Below are 17,855 nucleotides of genomic sequence, written 5' to 3'. Positions count from 1 at the left end.
GCTGCGCGCTTGACAGAGTTGTCAGAGCAGCGGCGCCGACTCGGCTAGCGCTTGCCTTCGCCGAACACCACGATCGGCACGGCGCGATTGACGATTTCACGCAACGCGAAGCTCGATTGAACGCGCGCGACACGAGGCAGGCGGGAGAGCTCGGTCCGGTGGATGCGTTCGAAATCCCTGATGTCGCGGGCGAGCACGATCAGGATGTAGTCGTCGGTGCCTGACATCAGGAAGCAGCGCACGACGGAGGGGCATTTCACCACTTCCGCCTCGAACGCCTTCAGCGCCTCGTCGCTCTGGCTTTCCAGCGCGATGCGGACCAGCACGGTGGTGGTAAGGCCGAACTGGTTGAGGTCGAGCGCGGCCTGATAGGCCTGGATGTAGCCGTCGTCCTCGAGCGCCTTCTGTCGCCGCGCCAGCGCCGTGCTCGACAGGCCGATCTTGTTGGCAAGCTCGGTGTGGCTGGCGCGCGCATTGGTGGTGAGTTCCGCGAGGATCGCGAGGTCTTTCCGGTCGAGGGCCAAGGTTCGGTTTCCAGCGCAAACGGGGATTTCGGCGCCGGAAACCGGCGCGGGCAGGTTCAAACTAGCGGATATTTGCACGAAACCAAACCGGCCCCGTCGCTACCATGAGGAGCGGAATCAATGTGGGCGAAGGAGCTGAAGATGCGGGTCGGTATTCCCAAGGAGATCAAGGTGCAGGAATATCGCGTCGGGCTCACTCCGGGAGCCGTCCGCGAATATGTTGCGGCCGGGCACGACGTCACGGTCGAAACCGGTGCGGGCGCCGGCATCGGCGCATCCGACGAGGTGTACCGGCGGGCAGGGGCCGCCATTGCCGAAAACGCCCGGGACATCTTCGCGAAGTCCGACATGATCGTGAAGGTCAAGGAGCCGCAGAAGAGCGAATGGGCTCAGCTCCGGGAAGACCAGATTCTATTCACCTATCTTCATCTTGCGCCGGATCCTGAGCAGGCCAAGGGGCTGCTCGCCTCCGGCTGCACCGCGATCGCCTATGAAACCGTCACGGACGCGAGCGGTCACCTCCCGCTGCTTGCGCCGATGAGCGAAGTCGCCGGCCGCCTCGCCATCGAGGCCGCCGGCGCCGCGCTCAGACGTTCGGCCGGCGGTCGCGGGTTGCTGCTCGGCGGAGTGCCCGGCGTGCAGCCGGCGCGCGTCGTCGTGCTCGGCGGCGGTGTGGTGGGGACGCAAGCGGCACGCATGGCCGCGGGGCTGGGTGCGGAAGTGACCGTGATCGACCGCTCGATTCCGCGCCTGCGTGAACTGGACGATCTCTTTGCCGGACGCGTGCGGACTCGTTTTTCCACCATCGAGTCGGTCGAGGAGGAGGTGTTCGCCGCCGACGTCGTGATCGGCGCGGTGCTGGTGCCGGGGGCAAGCGCGCCGAAGCTCGTCACGCGCGCCATGCTCAAGTCGATGCGGCCCGGCGCCGTGCTGGTCGACGTCGCGATCGATCAGGGTGGTTGCTTCGAAACCTCGCATCCGACAACGCATGCTGATCCGACTTATGAGGTGGACGGCGTCGTGCATTATTGCGTCGCCAACATGCCGGGCGCGGTGCCGGTGACCTCGAGCCAGGCGCTGAACAACGCGACGCTGCCGTTCGGCTTGATGCTGGCGAACAAGGGCTTTGCCGCGGTGCTGGAAAATCCGCATCTGCGCAACGGCCTGAACGTGCACCGCGGCCGCATTACCAACAAGGCGGTGGCGGAGAGCCTCGGGTTGGAGTTCGCACCTGTCGAGAGTGGGCTGGCGGCGTAGTTTTCTTCCCTTCTGCCCTTGTGGGTTAAGGTGGCATAGGCGGCCTTCGGCCGCCGTCGCGGGCAAGCACGATGAGGATGTAGTCGTCGGTGCTTGACATCAGGAAGCAACGCACGACGGAGGACATTTCACCACCTCCGCCGCGAAAGGCCTTGAGGCAGCCCGCAGTTCGTTGGCGATCATGCCGGCGTGATGGGCCGTCATCGGACTCTAGAAAATCGCCGGCTACCACGTGGTGCCATAGAAATTAGGGATACGTTTGCCTTCAGTCGGCCAACTGCTGGGGGATGGCGGTGCTACAGGCGTGGATTCAGCCGGCGGTGGCTGACGAAGCTTGTCAGTGGTGGAACGGGAGGTGGCGTCTTCTCCGCATTCTTTGTTCGCAACCTTGAGCTCGGCCTGCAGGTCGCGGATTCGACAATTGAGATCGCAGCGAGTCGAGATCCGGTCGCGCGCGCAGAGACGCATAACGCTCTTGAAAATCTCAAGTCTCTCAGTTTGATCTTTGATTGTGATCGCCCTCATATCGCAATAAAGCTTCTGTGCTTGTTGACGATTGCCACCATCTCGTTCCTTCCGGTACGCGGCCGTGAGCTCAGTATCTCTTGCGGAGCCTTGGTCCTGGCGCAGGTTGAGTGAGGTCAATGCTTCATCACACGCGTCGGTCTTGGTATCATACCGAGTTTCAATGCTCTCGAATGTTCCCGCCGCTGTACTGCACGCCAAATATGCGAACCTGGGTCTGAAGGCGGTCTTGTAAGTTTTGTTTCGGTTGCCAAATGCGATCTCGAACTCCCCTGGCTTCCAGCTGATCTCCAACGGCACAGCAGTACCAATTGAGAGATTGCCGGGAAATTCGTCCTCTTTAACGAGCTTCTCGCGATGAACGGTTTTGATCGAGAAGTCGATTTGCTTTTTGCCAGGGTCTTTGACGAGGGATATGCGGATCGAATCGTAATTTGAATCGTTTTCGCTCTTGGAGCTCACCATCAGGCTACAAAACGGCCACCACGTTGGATCGCTCTTGATTGCAGTGATTGATACGTTTGCTCGAAAATATCCGGTGGGGCCTAAATTCGTCGTGAACACAAGTGTGCTATAGTCCCCGGCCGGGGCGTCAATTTTCCTTTCAGCACAGGAAGGTGCAACACATTCAGCAGAAGCGGCGTGGGCAGTTCTGCAAGTTGTTGCAAGCAGAAGAAGGCAAAGCAGGGCGCGTCTCATTACGATCTTTCTCAAATGCTCGGCAGATATGACGCATCAGACTAGACGTACAGCGCGAAGGCGGCAATGGATGAGGAGACGCCGATGCGGCCCATTTGACCTCCAGATTCCCAAGCATGTCTGGAGTCCGGTGATGGCTCTTATCGGACTCCAGAAATGTGCATTCGGGAGCGGACCCGGATCATCGCTGGCGGCGTGACAGTTACACCGGCTTGCGATGGCGACTACCGAGTGCGGCCTCGATCGTCCCGGGCTTCTCGATACGTTCGATCAGCATGTCGATGCGGTCGCCGCCCCAGAACAGCTCGCCGTTGAACACCATGGTGGGCACGCCAAATACGCCGAGCGCCTCGGCTTCGTCGATGATGCGGTCGTGCTCGGCGCGGGCAGGGCCACGGGCGTAAGCTTCGAACTCGCCGGCCGAGCCGCCGCACGAGGCGATGATATCGGTAATCGCATCGAGATCGTCGATCTCCAGCTCATGGCTCCAGAATTTCCGGAAGACCTTGTCGTGGTAAGGGCGGAAGAAGCCGTGGCGCTGGGCAAACAGCATCCCGACGCTGGAGTAGAAGGCATCGTAAATCCGCCGCGGCCCTTTCATGACGAGCCCCTGCGCGTTGGCGTAGCGGCGAGCATCCATATAGGCGTAGCGCACCTTGCGCCAGAAATGCGGCGTGCGCTCCTCGACCTTCCCCATGAATTCGGCGATGCATAGCGTGTAGGGCAGCCATTCAAGCTCGACGCCGTGCGTCTCCTCGAGTTCGAACAGGCGCTTGTTGGCCACGAACGCATAGGGGCTCTTGTAGTCGGTGTAGACCCGGACGATTGGCTTGGACACGTCGAGCTTCCTCTCGTCTACGCCTTCGTCAGCCTGTATTGCCGCAGATCCGGATCATGCGTCATGCGCCAATAGTCCACGAACCGCCACGGCATGGCCGAGAACACGCGGCCGCTTGAGTTGCGGTAGTAGGTGCTCATGCCCGGATGGGTCCAGATCATGGTCTCGTGCTCGGCATCGACCTTGCGGACGTAGTCGTCGAGCACGTCCTGGCGGACGTCAGCCGCGGCGACGTCCTGCTCGATCATATCGACCAGGCAGGCCGAGATGTAGCGGCTCTGGCATTCCGACTGGAAGATGACGCTGCCGCCATGGGCCGGGCCCGAGTTCGGCCCGAGCATGCAGAAGAAGTTGGGAAACCCGGGGACGGTGAGGCCGAGGAAGGCGGTCGGGTTGTCGTTGGCCCAGGCCGTGCGCAAATCCTTGCCGTCGCGGCCGCTGATGTTGAGGCGGGCCGCCATCTCCGTGACCTTGAAGCCGGTGGCCACCACGATGATGTCGGCGGGACGTTGCTTGCCGTCCGCGGTGACGATGCCGGTTTCGTCGAAACGGTCGATCGCGTCGTTGACGAGCGCGACATTGTCCCGCCGCAAGGTCTTGTACCAGTTGTTGTCGAGCAGGATGCGCTTGCCGTAGGGCGGATAGGTCGGCACGCATTTCTCGATCAGATCCGGCCGGCCCTGCAGTTCAGACAGGATGAAGTCGGTCAGCTCCTGGCGGTGCCGGTCATTGCCCTTGTTGACGGCGCGCTCGGGATGCGGCCAGGCCGGGTCCTTGCGCAGGAACGGCAGCAGGCCGTCGCCGTAGCGCCAGAACATGTTGAAGCGGTACCACTGCACATAGAACGGCAGATACGCGAGCAGCCAGCGCGCGCCCTCGCTGATTGGATCGGCATAGCCCTTCACCGGCCGCGCCCATTGCGCGCTGCGCTGGTAGACCGTGACCGAGGCGACGCGGCCGGCGATCGACGGCACCAGTTGCATCGAGGTGGCGCCGGTGCCGATCACGGCGACATGCTTGCCGTCGAGCTTGATATCGTCCGACCACAGCGCCGAGTGCAGGATCGTTCCCTTGAAATTCTCCTCGCCCTTGAAGCAGGCGCGCGAGGGATCGTTGAGCTGGCCGATGGCCGAGACCAGCGCGGTGGATTCGAAGGTCTCTTCGCCGTTCGTAGTCTTGAGCGTGGAGATCCAGCGCTTCCTGCCTTCGTCCCAGCGCGACGCCGTCAGCTCGGTATTGACGCGCAGATGCTTGCGGATGCCGTATTCGTCGGCGACTTTCAGCAGATAGCCGAGCAGTTCCTCGCGCTGGCAGAAATAGCGCGTCCAGGCGTTGCCCGTGCCGAAAGAATAGGAATAGGAGTGGTTCGGCGTATCGACGCCGCAGCCTGGATAGCGGTTGATCCACCAGGTGCCGCCGAGCTCGGCGTTCTTCTCGACGATGGTGTAGGGGATGCCGAGATGGCCGAGCGCGACGCCGAGCGCGATGGCGCAGACGCCGGCGCCGACGATCAGCACGTGCTGCGCGGCAAGCTTGTCGTTCGACGGCTGCGTGGCCCAGCGCGCTTCGCGGGACACGAAACCCATCTCCTCGCGCATCAGGGGCGCATATTCCGGCGCGACGTTCTCGCCGAGGCAGGCGCGCATCATCCTCAGCAGCAGCTCCTCGCCGGGATCGGCGATGACGGGTTTGGGCGTGCCATTCGCGAACAGCGCGACCACCGCGGCGCGGATCTCGTCCTGGACCTCGCGGGGCACACCGGCGTCGGGATCGGGAATGAGGCGGATGTCGCGCTTGGGCAGGTAAGGCGGCGCGAGCCATTTCTCCTCGCCGGTCATGTGCACCAGCACCATCAGCAGGCAGCGGATGTCGGCCTCGGCGATCGCCGAAGCAAGGTCGAGCGGCTTCTGGGAAGATGCGATATTCATGACTTCTCTTGATCCCCGGATGCGGTGAAGAGGCCGCGCGTCATCAACTTGCGGTAGGCGGAGATGACGTGGTCGGGCACCGCGGTGACGCCGCCTTCCGAATAGGAGTAGCGGCGGCTGAGATAGCCGCGCGAGCCCATCAGCATATGGACGATGGCCTCGAATTCCTCGTCGCTGTAATCCTGGATCGCGCCTGCGCCGCGCGCTCGGCGCAGAATGCGGACGTAGGCGACGGAGAGGTTGTCGAGGTGCTTCTGGTAGCCGACGGGAGCGAAGAACTCGGCCTCGTTGAGGATCCGCAGAAATTCCGGAACCTCGCGGATGAAGTCGAAGAAGGCGGAGAAGCGCGCGATCTCCTGCCGCGCCGCATCGGCGGTGCCGGTGCGGGCGCGGATGAACTGGACCATATCGAGGCCGATCTTCGGCAGCAACTGGTCGAGCAGCTCCTGGCGGTTTCCGAAATGATTGTAGAAGGTGCCTTGCGCGACGCCGGCTTCTTCCGTGATCCGGGCGACGGACGCCTCTGCATAGCCGTGCTTGCCGACGACTTTGGTCGCGGCGTCAAAGATCTTCTGCTTGGTCCAGGCGTTGCGCTCGACGCGGTTGAGCTTAGTCACCTTGGCATTGGCTTGCGTCATTCAGACGACTCCAGCTCGGCGCGCAGCACGCGCTTGAGAATCTTTCCGGACGGGTTGCGCGGCAGGCTGTCGCGGATGACCAGCTCTTTCGGCACCTTGAAGCTTGCGAGGCGCGTCCGGCAGTGATCGGTGAGGGCAGGCAGGCCCAGCGCGGTCCCTTCCGCCAGCACGACGATGGCAACCGGACGCTCGCCCCAGCGGGCGTCGCGCAGGCCGATCACCGCGACCTCGCGCACCTCGGGCAATTCATAGATGACGCGCTCGACCTCGGAGGAGGCGATGTTCTCGCCGCCGGAGATGATCATGTCCTTCTTGCGGTCCGTAAGGTACAGGAAGCTCTCGTCGTCGAGATAGCCGACGTCGCCGCTGCGGAACCAGTCGCCGAAGAAGGCGGACGCCGTCTTGTCCGGGTCCTTCCAGTAGCCGCGCGTGATCTTGGGCCCGCGCAGGCAAATCTCGCCGTTGACGTTTGGCGGCAGAGCCTTGCCGTTCTCATCGCGGATCTCGATCTCGACATGCGCGATGGCGCGGCCGGTCGAGCCGATCTTCTCGATCTCGCGGCCCGCTTCCATGAAGGTGTCACCGCCGACGGTCTCGGTGAGGCCATAGGCGTCGATGTAGCGCGCATTGCGGAAATATTCGGAGAAGGCGCGAATGCGCATCTCCGGCGTCTTCTCGCCGCCGCCGATGGCCCATCGCAGGCTGGAGACGTCATGGCGGTCGCGGGTGGGGCAGGTGAGCATCGCCGTGGTCATCACGGGCGCGAACCAGGCTGCGTTCAGCCTGTCCTCGTCGATCGCCGCAAGCGCCGTCTCAGCCTCGAAGTTCCGCTCGATGCGGATGAAGCCGCCGTGCCAGAGCACGGCGATGCCGGGCAAATCGAGTGCGCCGACGTGGTAGAGCGGGCCGACGACGAGCAGGCGCGTCTCGGCGCTTAAGCCCAGCGCGATGGTCTGATCGGCCGACTTCCAGTAGAAATTATCGTAAGTGAGCATCACGCCCTTGGGGCGGTCGGTCGTGCCCGATGTGTACATCAGCCGCATCAGGTCGGAGGGCTGGCGGACATGTATGGGCGCCGGCGCAGCGTCCGCCACGATGTGCGTCACGCTGAGCTGCGCGGCTTCATTCAGCAGAATCGTCTTCGCACCCGCTGCGTTCCCCGCCAGTTCCTCGTCGACGATCAACAGCCGCGCGCCGGCATTTCCGGTGATGTAGCCGACCTCGTCGCGGGAGAGGCGGAAGTTGATCGGCAGGAACACCGCGCCGAGATGGCTGGTGGCGAAGACAAGCTCCAGGAAGGCCGTGCTGTTCTTCATCAGCACGGCGACGACATCGCCTGCACCGACGCCCTGCGCCGCGAGCCAGCCCGCCACCTTCCGGATGCGCGCGTCGAGCACTCCGTAGGAGATCTCCTCGCCGCGATATTTCAGCGCAGCGCGCGTCGGCGTGCGCCTGGCGTGGAAGCTGATGAAGCTCGAGAGATTGATCATTTCGCTGTTTTCGAGCCGCCTGCGGGCCCCGACTGGCCGTTGATGAATGATGACTCATAATTCATGTTTGGCTTGACGTCACCCCCTGCCTCTGAAATCCTTGGGAATACGGAGACGGCACGATCTCCAGCAGGGATTTGAAACGCCGACCCGAAAGAGGGAGGGGAAAATGAAGAGAACCCGCACGCCGGGCATCAGCCGCCGTTCAACGCTGGCGCTGATGGGCGCCGGTGCGATGACGTTTGCCGCGCCGTGGGCGGCGCGCGCTCAAGCCAAGACCATCAAGATCGGAATGCCGACCATTCTCTCGGGCCGCGTCGCGCAGCTCGGCACGTCTTCGCGCAATGCGGTGATGCTCGAGGTGGAGAAGGTCAACGCCGCCGGCGGGCTTGCCGGACGCCAGATCGAGATGGTGATCCGCGATTCCAAGGGCCAGCCGCAGGAGGCCGCGCGCGTCGCACGCGAGCTCGTCAACACCGACGGCTGCGAGCTGCTGCTGGATGGCGAGGCGTCGTCCGGATCGTTCGCGGTGCACGAAGTTGCGCGCGATCTCGGCGTGCTCTGCATCCACACCTGCTCGGAGGCGTCCTCGCTGACCGCCGATCCGAAGCAGCACATTCCCAACGCGTTCCGCTGCGTGCGCCAGGGTATCCACGATTCCATCGTCGGCGGCAGCTACGCCGCCGGAATCGCGAAGGCCAAGGGCCTGAAGAAATGGGCCACCTGCTCGCCGGACTACGCCTACGGCCGCGACACCACCGGCGAGTTCACGCTTTACCTGAAGCGCTTCGCCCCCGATGTCGAGATCATCAGCGAGTCCTGGCCAAAGCTGTTCCAGCCCGACTACACCGAGGTCGTGACCAAGATCCTCCAGGCCAAGCCGCAGGCGCTGTATTCCTGCCTGTGGGGCGGCGATCTCACCTCCTATATCGACCAGGCCAACATCTACGCGATGTTCAGCCAGATGGAGGTGTTCGCGGTCAACATGGCCGACTACACCGCGCTCACGGTGGTGAAGAACCTGCCGAAGGGCATCCACTCCGGCAATCGCTACATCAAGACGTTCCCGACCACGCCGGAGAACGCCGCCTGGGGCGATGCCTACAAGGCCAAGTACAACGAATACCCGACCAACTGGTCGTGGCAGAACGCAACTGCGGTGATGTTCCTGGCCGAAGCCGCCAAGAAGGCGAATTCGGCGGACGGCAAGAAGCTCGCCGAGGTCCTCAAGGGCCTCACCATCAAGTGCCCGTTCGGCGCCGACGGCACCGTGACGATGCGCGGCGACGACCACACGCTGGTCGGCTACGCCATCGGCTGGGGCACCACGATCCCGCAGGAGCCCTATGTGCCCGAGGTCAAGGTCGGCGACTGGAAGACCATCTTCGAGCTTGAGGCCGAGTGGAAGAAGAGCAAGGGCTACACCTGATCCGATGCGCGGCGGAGGCGGGCGACCGTCTCCGCCGTTTTCGTTCGGTCCTCCGCGCCGTCCTCGGCGCGCGACAATGAAAGTGTTCTCGTGGATCTCGATGCGCTCACCGGCTGCCTCTCCAGCTCTGCCTGCCTGGTGACGCAGACCACCAGCGGCCTCATCATCGGCATGCTGCTATTCCTGGTCGCGGTCGGGCTGACCCTGATCTTCGGCGTGCTCAAGGTGGTCAATTTCAGCCACGGCGCCTTCTATATGTTCGGCGCCTATTTTGCGATGACGGCCTATCAGCTCACCGGCAGTTTCGCGCTGGCGATGCTGGCCGGCGCGGCCGGCACGGCAATTCTCGGATTGATCTTCGAGCGCGTCTTCATGAGCCGCGTCTATGGCGCCGACGTCCTGATGCAACTGCTCGTCTGCTACGCCTTCGTGCTGATCTTCGATGATGTCGTGCGTATCATCTGGGGACCGGAGTTCAAGTCGATGGGCATGCCCTCGGCGTTCCAGGTGATGCCGCTGTTCATCGCCGGCGGCGTGGTGCCGCCTTATTATCTGCTGCTGATCGGCGTTGCGCTCGTTGCGGCCGTCGTGCTTGGCGCGGGCCTGTCGCGCACGCGCATCGGCAAGGTGATCCGTGCCGCCGCGCATAATCCGGGCATGGTCTCCGCGCTCGGCATCAACACCGGCCTGATCTACGGCGGCGTGTTCGCGCTGGGCGGCATGCTGGCGGGCCTTGCCGGCGCGCTGGCCGCGCCGGTGCGCTCGCTGACGCCGGGCATGGGATTTTCCGTGCTGATCGAATCCTTCATCGTCACCGTGATCGGTGGGATGGGCTCGATCCTAGGCGCGCTGATCGGCGCGCTGCTGCTCGGCCTCATCCGCTCGTTCGGCTCGCTCGGCTTTCCCCTGTTCACCGAAGGGCTGATGTATCTGTTCATGGTGATCGTGCTGGTCTCCAAGCCCACCGGCCTGTTCGGCAAGGAGGCGGCATGACCGAGCTCGAGGCCGGACGCGCCGGAACGCTGGCGCCGGTGCGCAGCGGCGCGGCGCTGCAGCGCTATCGCGATGTGCTGATTGCGGTCATCGCCTTCGCCGTGCTGGCGAGCCTGCCGCTGTTCACGGGCAGCAAGGCGCTGCTCGACTTCGTCATTCGCTGCTCGGCTTATGGCCTGTTCGCGACATCGCTCAATCTTTTGGTCGGCTATACCGGCCTGACCTCGTTCGGCCACGGCATGTTCTTCGGCCTTGGCGCCTATAGCTTCGGCCTGATCATGCAGAAGCTCGGCGTGCCCATTCCGGTCGCTTTCGTCGCGACGCTGGCGATCACCGCAGTGATCGCAGCCGTGATCGGTGCGATCTGCGTGCGGCTGAAGGAGATCTATTTCGCCTTCGTCACGCTCGCCTTCCAGATGCTGATCCACTCGACCATCCTGTCCTGGGCTTCCTTCACCGGTGGCGACCAGGGCCTGCGCGGCGGCATTCCGCGTCCCGCCTTCTTCGGCATCAACCTCGCCAACCACGTCCATCTCTACATCGCGAGCTGCGCGCTGCTGATCCTCGGCCTGCTCGCGATGCGCCAGATCGCGCAATCGCCGTTCGGCTACACGCTGCGCATGATCCGCGACAACGCCGCTCGCGCAAGCTTCCTCGGCATCGACGTCTGGCGCGCAAAACTCACCGTGTTCGTGCTGGCGGCGCTGTTCGCGTCGATGGGCGGCATGGTGATGGCGCTGTTCGTTTCCGGTGCCTATCCGGAGTTCGCCTACTGGACGATCTCGGGCGAAGCGATCTTCATCAACATGCTCGGCGGCGTCTCGACCTTCCTGGGTCCGATGGTCGGTACCGTCTTGCTGCTGCTGCTCAACGACACCGTCACACGGTTCACCGAATACCACGGCATCGTGCTCGGCGTTGTCATCCTGTTTTTCGCGCTGGGTCTGCGCAAGGGCCTGCTCGATTTCGTCGCCGAATGGGTCGCGCGCCGGCGCGAGACGGGCGAGGGGCGCTGACAATGCTCGAGATCCGCAACCTCGCAAAATCCTTCGGCGGCGTGAAGGCGACCAACGATGTCACGCTCGATTTCCCCGATGGCTCGCTCACGGCTGTGATCGGCCCGAACGGCGCCGGAAAGAGCACCTTCTTCAACCTGATCACCGGCGCGCTGAAGCCTGACAGCGGCCAGGTGCTGCTCGACGGTGTCGATCTCGCCGGGCGCTCGCCGCCGGAGATCGTGCGGCACGGTATCGGCCGCGCCTTCCAGGTCGCGAGCATCTTCAAGTCGCTGACGGTGCAGGAGACGATGCTCGCGGCCGTCAGCGCCGACCAGCACTCGTCCGCGGTGCTGCACAAGCGCTTTCCATTGCCCGAGACGCGTGACCGCGCCGAGCACGTGATGGAGCTGCTCGGTCTTGCCGGCAAACGCCATCGCACCGCGGCGACGCTGTCGCATGGCGACCAGAAGCTGCTCGATATCGCACTGGCGCTGGTGCTCGAACCGAAAGTGCTGCTGCTGGACGAGCCGACGGCCGGCATGGGTCCGGAAGAGCGCTGGCGCATGATCGACAAGGTGCGCGAGCTCTGGGAGACCCAGAAGATCACCGTCGTCTTCATCGAGCACGACATGGACATCGTGTTCAAGATCGCACCCAAAATCGTGGTGCTTTGCTATGGCCGCATCCTCGCGACCGGCACGCCGGACGAGATCCGCAACAACAGCGCGGTCATCGAGGCCTATCTCGGCACCGAGCATGCGGGAGCCGCCGCATGAGCGCGGTCGTCATCGAAGTCGCCGATCTCGACGTCTATTACGGCACCAGCCAAATCCTGTTCGGCGTCGGCCTCTCGGTGCGGCAGGGCGAGACCATGGCGCTGCTCGGGCGCAACGGCGCCGGCAAGTCCACCACGATGAAGGCGATCATGGGCCTTGCGCCGCCACGACGCGGCAAGGTCAGCCTGCGCGGCGCTGTGATTTCCGGCCGGAAGCCGCACCATATCGCGCGCGCGGGTCTCGGCTTCGTGCCGGAGGACCGCCAGATCTTTCCGGAGCACAGCGTCGAGGACAACCTCGTCATCGGCCGCAAGAAGGGACCGGAGGGCCAGGACGAATGGCCGATCAAGCGGATCTACGAGGTCTTCCCGCTGCTGGAGCCGCTGCGCCATCGCATCGCCGGACGCCTGTCGGGCGGCGAGCAGCAGATGCTGGCGATCGCGCGCACGCTGATGGGCAACCCCGCGCTGCTGCTGCTCGACGAGCCGAGCGAGGGGCTGGCGCCGATCATCGTGCAGCGCATCGGTGAATTGCTGCGCCAGCTTCGAAGTATCGGATCGACGGTGCTCATCGCCGAGCAGAACATGCATTTCTGCCTCGGGCTGGCGAGCCATGCCACCGTGATCGACAAGGGCCAGATCGTCTATGCCGCGGGAATCGACGAGCTGAAAGCCAATGATGCCATCCGACGGCGCTATCTGGCCCTGTAGGCCCGGCGCCGGTGCCTAGATAGGCCGGAAGAAGAAAACTATTGTCCCCAAGGCGACCCACGGAAGGAGATTCCCTCCGGGCAGGCAAAAACGCCAATCGCTTCCATTGCCGTTTGGGCGGGAAACGACGACATTCCCATCAGAAATTGATGGATTGGCGTAGCCATGGAACGCACTGGATTTGAGCCCTTCGGCGAGCAGCTGGTGTCCGCAACGGACGCCCAGCCGAAATCGCGTGCCTCAAAGCTCCTGCTGCGGGCCGGCACCACGGTTTTCTGGTCGCTCGTCGCCGGCATCGTGCTGGCTCGGGCTGCTTTCTTCGAGCCAGGCATCTATGACGGCTTCAGCCGGGTCGCCTCGCTCGCCAAGAGCCTGATCTTCTAAGGCTGGCCTGATCTTCCAAGGCGCGGATATTCCGGGTCGAGGACAGAACTTCTCTCGGCCCTGATATGCCGAAAACTTATTCCCCATTGAGCTGACGCTGCGTATAAATATTTCTCCTCTGGGAGAGATTTGTGTCGCAGAATCAAGCATCCAGCCCGGCCGACGCCAAGCCGACCACTGCCGCTAGCCGCGTCGTCGCGCTGATTCCCGGCATTCTCCTCTGTATCGCCGTGGCCGGCGTCTCGGCCCTGCTCGAGCACCTGGAACTGGGCGTCTTCGAGCACCCCTATGTCGAGGCGCTGGTGATGGCGATCCTGCTCGGCATGGCGCTGCGCAGCTTCTGGAAGCCGGCCCCGCGCTGGCAGGCCGGCATCGCCTTCAGCGCCAAGCAGCTTCTGGAAGTCGCGGTCATGCTGCTCGGGGCCTCGATCAGCTTCGCGGCCATCGCCGCCTCTGGCATTGCGCTTCTGGCCTCGATCGCCGCGGTCGTCGTGGTCGCGCTCAGCGTTTCCTTTGGCCTCAGCCGGCTGCTCGGCCTGTCGACGCGGCTGTCGATCCTGATCGCCTGCGGCAACTCGATCTGCGGCAATTCCGCGATCGCGGCCGTGGCGCCGATCATCGGCGCCAACAATGACGAGATCGCATCCTCGATCTCCTTCACCGCCATCCTCGGCGTGATGATGGTGCTGGGCCTACCGCTGCTGATCCCGCTGCTGCAATTGTCCGCGACGCAATACGGCATTCTCGCGGGCCTCACGGTCTATGCCGTGCCGCAAGTGCTGGCGGCGACCGTACCGGCCGGCCTCGTCTCGACGCAGATCGGCACGCTGGTGAAGCTGATGCGCGTGCTGATGCTGGGGCCCGTCGTCGTCGGCCTGTCGCTGATCGCCTCGCGCTGGCAGAGCGATGCCAAGAAGACCAATGTCGGCTTCTTCCGCCTGGTCCCCTGGTTCATCCTCGGCTTCCTCGCGCTCGCAACCCTGCGCTCCCTCGAGATCGTTCCGGGCACGGTGGTGGCGCCGATCACGAAGATCACCGGCTTTCTCACCGTCGTATCGATGGCCGCGCTCGGTCTCGGCGTCGACGTCCGCGTGCTCGCCAATGTCGGCGGCCGCGTGACGGCCGCGGTGACGCTGTCGCTGATGCTGCTGCTCGGCATCAGCATCGCGCTGGTGCACTGGTTCAAGTGAGGGGAGCTATCGCGGTGAACTCCTCTTCCTTCTCCCCTTGTGGGAGAAGGTGGCGCGCGTAGCGCGACGGATGAGGGGTTCCATCTACGAGTCTGAGCTGAGAGGGGAATTTTCCGAAGCAGACCCCTCATCCGCCTTGCCTTCGGCAAGGCACCTTCTCCCACAAGGGGAGAAGGGAAGTAAGAGTGCAATCGTCGGGATGGATTGCTAAATCACATCCGCCAGCGAATGGCCGTGCAGCTCGATGTTGAGCCCCTGCATGCCCATGTCGTTGATCTCGCCGCCCATCGCCTTCAGGCTTTCCTCGCGGATCAGCGACATCAGCCCGCGGCGCAGCGCCAAAAATTCCGACGACATCATCATGGATTGCTGCCGCGGACGCTCCAGCGGGATCGGGATCTCCGCCTTGATCGAGCCGGGACGCGCGGTCATGCAGTAGACGCGGTCGGAGAGGAAGATCGCCTCGTCGATGTCGTGGGTGACGAACAGCACCGAGATCTTCAGCCGCTGCCACATGTTGGTGAGGATCTGCTGCATGATGACGCGGGTCTGCGCGTCGAGCGCGCCGAAGGGCTCGTCGAGTAGCAGCACCTTCGGTCCCGTGGCAAGCGCGCGAACGATGCCGACCCGCTGCTTCATGCCGCCGGAGAGTTTTTCCGGATAGTGCTTCTCGAAGGCTTCGAGGCCGGCGAGCCCGAGCAGCGTGCGTGCGGCGCGCTCGCGCTGAGAGCGCGGCATGCCGCGCATTTTCAGCCCGAACTCGACGTTCTCGCGCACCGTCTTCCAGGGAAACAGCGAATATTGCTGGAACACCATACCGCGCTCGGCGCTGGGGCCGTTGACGCGTTCGCCGTCGACGGTGACGATGCCGGTGGTGGGTTTAAGGAAGCCCGCGACCGCGTTGAGCAGCGTCGACTTTCCGCAGCCGGAAGGACCGACGATCGAGACGAACTCGCCGGGCTTCACGTGGATCTGCGTGTCGGTGACGGCCTGCACCGCTCCCTCGATGGTCTCGTAGGCGAGGGAGAAGTTCCTGACCTCGATATGGCCTTGCGGTGCTTTGGTGACGATCTCGCTCATCTTGCTCTCCACGGCATCACCAATCGTCCCGCGCCCCTGATCAGGACGCTCGATCCGAGCCCGAGCACGCCGATCGCGATCATGCCGAGCGCGATGTCGGCGTATTGGACCAGCGAATAGGCCTCCCAGGTGAAATAGCCGATGCCGTACTGGCCGGAGATCATTTCGGCGGCGATCAGCGAGACCCAGGCGACGCCCATGCCGACGGTGAGGCCGGTGAAGATGTGCGGCATCGAGGCCGGGAAATACACCTCGCGGAAGATCGAGCGCTCGCGTGCGCCGAGACATTGCGCGGCGCGGACCAGGACGGGATCGACCAGCGACATGCCGTGCAGCGTGTTGACCAGGATCGGGAAGAACGAGCCGAGGAAGGTGATGAAGACGATGCTCTGCTCGTTGGTCGGCCACAGCATGATGGCCATCGGTACCCAGGCGATCGCCGGGATCGGCCGCAGCACCTCGGCGACGGGGAAGATGATCTCATGCACCAGCTTGAAGCGGCCCATGATCAGGCCGAGCGGCACGCCGACGATCGCCGCCAGGGAGAAGCCGATGAAGATGCGCCGGCAGCTTAGCAGGATGTGCATCAGAAATTTGGGATCGTGGATCGCCTTGCTGAAGCTCGCATAGACCGCGAGCGGCGAGGGCACGTTGGTGAAGCGCACGAAGAACACGACCCGATAGGTCGTGAGCAGGTGCCAGACCAGCAGGAAGGCGAGCAGCGAGATCACGCCGATCGCGATCGCCCGCAGGCCCGCCCGGTTGAGCCGGTACCAGCGCAGCGCGAGCGTGCCGAAGGAGGGCGGCGCCGTGGGCGGGGTGACCGCGGCGGGCGGGGAGCCCGCCTCTGCAAGTGCTGTTGCCGGCATGCTGTCCTCGGGATGTCTAACGAGGGCGGGACTGCTCACGTCTTGCCTCCGCCGACAGCGGCCTTCACCGCATCATCGAAGCCGAGCACTTTGCCGCTGATCTTGGCGGCATAGGCTTCGGCATCCTTCTTCAGCAGGAACGGCGCGACGTCGCCATTGCCGACCGCGAAGAAGGCCTGGTCGGCGAACAGCTTGATGCCGCGGGTGGTGTCGAAGACGTAGGCGACGTTGATCTTCTTGCCCTTGGCCTTGTAGTCGGCATAAGCGCCGAGCGTGCAGGCCGCGGACGAGAACGGCAGGATGCCGGCGTCGTCGACCCAGACTTCACCGGCCTTGCGGGGATCGGCGATCGGCTTCTTGCAGAAGGCGTCTTCACCTGAGATCTCGTAGTTCTTCGTGCTCGCGAGCTGGGTGTCGTAGTCGAGCTTCATCTCGGCATAGGCCTTGCGGATGTAGCTGTCGTCGACCCATTTCTTCGGATCGAACTCCTTCATGCGGCCGAGATTCTGCAGCACCTTGACGTCGGTCGCGGCTGCGTCGATCAGCGTCGGCTTGACCGTCGGGTCAGTGGTCATGTTGCCGCTGGGGCCGAGGAAGATATAGACGACTTCCTTGTTGATCCCGGTCCATTCCTGGATTTTCTCGGCGGCCAGCTTGGGGTCGTCGCGCAGCCACTGGTTGGCGGCGATCAGCGCCTTGAAATAGGCGACGACGACTTCCGGATATTTCTCGGCGAAATCGGTGCGGACCACGATGCCGTGGAAGGTCGGCAAATTGGTCTCGACGCCGTCGAAGATTTTTCGCGCAAAGCCGCGGAACGGCAGCAGCTCCGCGAAGGGAACGAAGTCGGCATGCGCGTCGATCTTCTTCTCCTGGAGATTGGTCGAGCCGACCTCCGGGCTCTGGCTGACGAGCTGGAAGAAATCGGACGCATAGCCGCGGTCCTGCATCGCCTTGAGCACCATGCCGTGCGCGGCGGAGCCGAAGGGGACGCTGACCAGCTTGCCCTTGAGATCGGCGAGGTCGTAATAGGGCGAGTCCTTGTGGACGACGAGGCCGTTGCCCGAGCCCGAGAGGCTGTAGGCGGCGATGCCCATCAGGCGGCTCTTGCTCTCGGGGTTACTCTCGAAGGTGAAGCCGTTCACGATCAGCGGATAGTCGCCCATCATACCGATCTGCAGCTTGTTCGCCATCATCGCGTTGGTGACGGGCGGACCCGAGGTGAAGTTCTGCCACTCCAGCTCGAACTTGATGTTGGCGTATTTGCCGTCCTTCGGAAGGTACTTCTCCAGCAAATGAAGTTGCCGGATCACGACGCCCGCGGTCACCGTGTTGGTGGTGGTGTCCTGCGTTCCGATGCCGAGCGTGACGGTTTCCGCCAAGGCCGGCTGCGTGACAAGTAGCGCCAGCGACGTCGCCGACATCGCGATCGAGAGCGTGGGAAGATGGCGGACCATTCTCATCCTCATTCGGTTGGATGTGCTGTGGTTGCCATGATTGGGTGAGGCCGGGGGCAGGGCAAATCCG

General features: G+C 63.6%; 17 protein-coding genes. 8 read left to right on the top strand and 9 right to left on the bottom strand.

What is annotated here, in order from left to right; all coding sequences use genetic code 11:
* Positions 1–44 precede the first annotated feature (44 nt).
* Positions 45–524, bottom strand: a complete 480-nt coding sequence (locus QRQ56_RS32540) for an Lrp/AsnC family transcriptional regulator (protein ID WP_438745500.1) — start codon at positions 522–524, stop codon at positions 45–47.
* A 141-nt stretch (positions 525–665) separates the two neighbouring features.
* On the opposite strand from QRQ56_RS32540, the gene ald reads away from it, so the two are divergent.
* On the top strand, positions 666–1,781 hold the full coding sequence (gene ald / locus QRQ56_RS32535; protein WP_438745664.1) for an alanine dehydrogenase: 1,116 nt from the start codon (positions 666–668) through the stop codon (positions 1,779–1,781).
* Between the two features lie 225 nt (positions 1,782–2,006).
* On the opposite strand, the gene QRQ56_RS32530 is transcribed toward ald, so the two are convergent.
* The 5 genes from QRQ56_RS32530 to QRQ56_RS32510 all read right to left on the bottom strand — a co-directional run bounded on the left by QRQ56_RS32530 (position 2,007) and on the right by QRQ56_RS32510 (position 7,899).
* Positions 2,007–3,005 (bottom strand): hypothetical protein, encoded by a 999-nt coding sequence (locus QRQ56_RS32530; protein ID WP_438745499.1) that lies wholly within the window; start codon positions 3,003–3,005, stop codon positions 2,007–2,009.
* Positions 3,006–3,207: 202 nt separating this feature from the next.
* The gene (locus tag QRQ56_RS32525; protein WP_438745497.1) at positions 3,208–3,843 is read right to left on the bottom strand and encodes a 2-hydroxychromene-2-carboxylate isomerase; all 636 of its coding nucleotides are present in this window, start codon (positions 3,841–3,843) and stop codon (positions 3,208–3,210) included.
* A 17-nt stretch (positions 3,844–3,860) separates the two neighbouring features.
* Positions 3,861–5,771: a flavin-containing monooxygenase gene (locus QRQ56_RS32520; protein WP_438745495.1), complete on the bottom strand. Its 1,911-nt coding sequence runs from the start codon at positions 5,769–5,771 to the stop codon at positions 3,861–3,863.
* Positions 5,768–6,409 (bottom strand): TetR/AcrR family transcriptional regulator, encoded by a 642-nt coding sequence (locus tag QRQ56_RS32515; RefSeq protein WP_438745493.1) that lies wholly within the window; start codon positions 6,407–6,409, stop codon positions 5,768–5,770. Before QRQ56_RS32515 ends, QRQ56_RS32520 begins: the two co-directional genes overlap by 4 nt.
* Positions 6,406–7,899 carry an AMP-binding protein gene (locus QRQ56_RS32510; protein WP_438745491.1) on the bottom strand — a complete coding sequence of 498 codons (1,494 nt, stop codon included), beginning with the start codon at positions 7,897–7,899 and terminating at the stop codon, positions 6,406–6,408. The genes QRQ56_RS32515 and QRQ56_RS32510 overlap by 4 nt, the downstream gene beginning before the upstream one ends.
* A 169-nt stretch (positions 7,900–8,068) precedes the next feature.
* Here QRQ56_RS32510 and QRQ56_RS32505 point away from each other — a divergent pair, with 169 nt between their 5' ends.
* The 7 genes from QRQ56_RS32505 (at position 8,069) to QRQ56_RS32475 (ending at position 14,379) form a co-directional block, all read left to right on the top strand.
* Positions 8,069–9,328, top strand: coding sequence for an ABC transporter substrate-binding protein (locus QRQ56_RS32505; protein ID WP_438745489.1), 1,260 nt, complete (start codon positions 8,069–8,071; stop codon positions 9,326–9,328).
* Between the two features lie 90 nt (positions 9,329–9,418).
* Positions 9,419–10,321, top strand: a complete 903-nt coding sequence (locus QRQ56_RS32500) for a branched-chain amino acid ABC transporter permease (RefSeq protein ID WP_438745487.1) — start codon at positions 9,419–9,421, stop codon at positions 10,319–10,321.
* On the top strand, positions 10,318–11,337 hold the full coding sequence (locus QRQ56_RS32495) for a branched-chain amino acid ABC transporter permease (RefSeq protein WP_438745485.1): 1,020 nt from the start codon (positions 10,318–10,320) through the stop codon (positions 11,335–11,337). The genes QRQ56_RS32500 and QRQ56_RS32495 overlap by 4 nt, the downstream gene beginning before the upstream one ends.
* Before the next feature lie 2 nt (positions 11,338–11,339).
* On the top strand, positions 11,340–12,095 hold the full coding sequence (locus QRQ56_RS32490; RefSeq protein ID WP_438745483.1) for an ABC transporter ATP-binding protein: 756 nt from the start codon (positions 11,340–11,342) through the stop codon (positions 12,093–12,095).
* Positions 12,092–12,805 carry an ABC transporter ATP-binding protein gene (locus QRQ56_RS32485; RefSeq protein ID WP_438745481.1) on the top strand — a complete coding sequence of 238 codons (714 nt, stop codon included), beginning with the start codon at positions 12,092–12,094 and terminating at the stop codon, positions 12,803–12,805. Before QRQ56_RS32490 ends, QRQ56_RS32485 begins: the two co-directional genes overlap by 4 nt.
* A gap of 165 nt (positions 12,806–12,970) precedes the next feature.
* Positions 12,971–13,189 carry a hypothetical protein gene (locus tag QRQ56_RS32480; protein ID WP_014496622.1) on the top strand — a complete coding sequence of 73 codons (219 nt, stop codon included), beginning with the start codon at positions 12,971–12,973 and terminating at the stop codon, positions 13,187–13,189.
* Positions 13,190–13,320: 131 nt separating this feature from the next.
* Positions 13,321–14,379: a YeiH family protein gene (locus QRQ56_RS32475; RefSeq protein WP_438745479.1), complete on the top strand. Its 1,059-nt coding sequence runs from the start codon at positions 13,321–13,323 to the stop codon at positions 14,377–14,379.
* Positions 14,380–14,586: 207 nt separating this feature from the next.
* Here QRQ56_RS32475 and QRQ56_RS32470 read toward each other — a convergent pair whose 3' ends face one another.
* From QRQ56_RS32470 to QRQ56_RS32460, 3 genes are read right to left on the bottom strand one after another with little or no spacing between them, the layout of a single operon-like run.
* A complete protein-coding gene (locus QRQ56_RS32470) occupies positions 14,587–15,459 on the bottom strand; it encodes an ABC transporter ATP-binding protein (protein ID WP_438745477.1) in 873 nt (290 codons plus the stop codon).
* Complete coding sequence (locus QRQ56_RS32465) at positions 15,456–16,367, bottom strand: ABC transporter permease (RefSeq protein WP_438745475.1); 912 nt, start codon at positions 16,365–16,367, stop codon at positions 15,456–15,458. Before QRQ56_RS32465 ends, QRQ56_RS32470 begins: the two co-directional genes overlap by 4 nt.
* Positions 16,364–17,785 carry an ABC transporter substrate-binding protein gene (locus tag QRQ56_RS32460; RefSeq protein ID WP_438745473.1) on the bottom strand — a complete coding sequence of 474 codons (1,422 nt, stop codon included), beginning with the start codon at positions 17,783–17,785 and terminating at the stop codon, positions 16,364–16,366. The genes QRQ56_RS32465 and QRQ56_RS32460 overlap by 4 nt, the downstream gene beginning before the upstream one ends.
* Between the last annotated feature and the right edge of the window lie 70 nt (positions 17,786–17,855).

Origin of the sequence: Bradyrhizobium sp. U531, assembly GCF_051710265.1 — a bacterium.
In the GTDB taxonomy this organism is placed as follows: Bacteria; Pseudomonadota; Alphaproteobacteria; order Rhizobiales; family Xanthobacteraceae; genus Bradyrhizobium.
The sequence above is the reverse complement of the archived record's forward strand: the minus strand, read 5'-3'. Positions and strand labels throughout refer to the sequence as shown.